The 1,210-nt window shown below is 52.6% G+C and carries 3 protein-coding genes; all 3 read right to left on the bottom strand.

All coding sequences use genetic code 11. The features are described from left to right. A partial coding sequence (locus tag AAAU26_RS04470; RefSeq protein WP_349180925.1) for a relaxase/mobilization nuclease domain-containing protein occupies positions 1–509 on the bottom strand: 509 nt, incomplete at its 3' end. Positions 510–564: 55 nt separating this feature from the next. After that, positions 565–840 carry a hypothetical protein gene (locus AAAU26_RS04465; protein ID WP_227619687.1) on the bottom strand — a complete coding sequence of 92 codons (276 nt, stop codon included), beginning with the start codon at positions 838–840 and terminating at the stop codon, positions 565–567. A gap of 105 nt (positions 841–945) precedes the next feature. Beyond that, positions 946–1,203, bottom strand: a complete 258-nt coding sequence (gene mobC, locus AAAU26_RS04460) for a plasmid mobilization relaxosome protein MobC (protein WP_431834275.1) — start codon at positions 1,201–1,203, stop codon at positions 946–948. Positions 1,204–1,210 lie beyond the last annotated feature (7 nt).

Raw genomic sequence — 1,210 nt, 5'->3', positions numbered from 1 at the left:
CGGTAGGGCTTCTTTTCAATGACGGACAACTGGTGCTCTAAGCAAATCAGGTCACTCAACCGCTGCACTGCCAACGCCGAAAAGAAAAAATCCCGGAACTTTCTGGTGCCATCCAGCGCTGTGGAGTTGAAGATCACATGACTGTGGATGTGCTGCCGGTCCGTGTGCGTTGCCACCACAAAGGCGTGCTTGCCCTTGGTAAAGCGCATTGCCAGTTCGTAGCCTACCTTGTTAGCCTCCTCTGCGGTGATCTCACCCGGACGAAAGGACTGCCGTATCTGATAAGCAATTACATCGCTTTTCTGTCTGCGTCCGGTGGCAAGGTCGTATTGCCGCTTGGACAGCATAAATTCTTCATCTGCGGTCAAGGGGCTGCACTCATAGCTGCTGACCAACTCTCCCTTGTTCGTTTTGTCAGGATTCTGTGCATAGTCCGTGCGGCTTTTCAGGCAGGCCGCAACCGACTTGCCCTTGTTCTTGTGCAGCGCAATCAACCGTGTTGCCGCCAGTGCCATCACCCCCCTTACAAAAAAGAAAATGCCGCACAATGGCGGCATAAAAATTTTATAATTCAGCAATCCAGCCACTGAACCATTCCACGGCTTCTACAATGACTGTTCCGGCGGTGATGAGCAGGAAGCAGCCAAACTCTGCCACCAGCAGAATCAAAAATTGCAGCCACTCCCGGCAGTACAGCGTATAAAGGCCGCAGCCGAAAATATACAGCATAGGCAGCGCCAGCACGATTGCCGACAGGTTCAGCGTCCATTTCAGCATCAGTGCAAGGAAAACCGTAAGCAGCCAAAACGGGAAAACAATCATCTTGATAACGAACCTCATATCCAGCACCTGCCTTTCGTCCCTATTATAAAGGTGTCAACGATTGCTTTGCAAGGATGTCACCCCTTATGTACCCCCGCAGCCCTCCAACTGCGGGGAAAAATTTTAGAGTTCTGCCAGCCGAGCGAGAATTTTTCTGCCAATGTCGATCAGCTCATCCAGCCTCTGCCGCAGGTCCTCCATGTCGGCGGCGTAGACTTTGCCGCACTCGTTGGCACGTTTGGCGTACTGGTTGAGGTTGTTGCTGCACATTTGAAGCAGATACGCCATGCGGCGCAGCTCCTTCAGGTCGAGGTACAACCGAATCGCCGCTTTTACCGCCCGGAGAACAGTCCGGGCAGACAGCTTGGTGGTGGAGATCATAATATTG

The sequence above is a fragment of the Faecalibacterium longum genome (assembly GCF_040094125.1).
Taxonomy (GTDB): domain Bacteria; phylum Bacillota; class Clostridia; order Oscillospirales; family Ruminococcaceae; genus Faecalibacterium; species Faecalibacterium longum.
This window is presented reverse-complemented; position numbering and strand designations above follow the sequence as displayed.